This window comes from Pedococcus sp. P1_H8, assembly GCF_056405175.1.
On the sequence record NZ_JBFUCP010000404.1, the window covers coordinates 1 to 383 of the forward strand.

Genomic DNA, 383 nt, shown 5'->3' on the forward strand with positions numbered 1-383 from the left:
CCGCCGCCCTGAGCACCGGCCCGGTACACGAGTTCTCGTTGCAACGTCCCTCCCTGACCGAACTGTTCCGAGAGGTTGTCGCCGCATGAGCACCCCGACATCACCCGCGCTGAGCCCGGCCCGCGCCGTCGGCCTGGTCGCCCGCCGCGAGTTCCTCACCCAGGTCCGCAAGAAGAGCTTCCTGATCAGCAACCTGATCATCCTGATCGCGATCGTCGGCGGCATCGCCGCGTATGCGCTGTTCTCCGGCACCAGCGAGCCCAGCCGCACCACCGTCGGGCTGGTCGGTGACCAGTCGTTGACCCCGGTCCTCGTGTCCGTCGGCGACGCCGCGGGGACGCCGGTCGAGGTCCGCGAGTTCGGCGACGAAGCACAGGCCCGCG

1 pseudogene is annotated in these 383 nt (G+C 70.0%); it reads left to right on the plus strand.

Features of this window, described 5'->3' with window-relative positions:
* Positions 1-85: 85 nt before the first annotated feature.
* Positions 86-383 (plus strand): annotated as a pseudogene (locus AC1DYG_RS20565) (hypothetical protein); the annotation flags it as partial.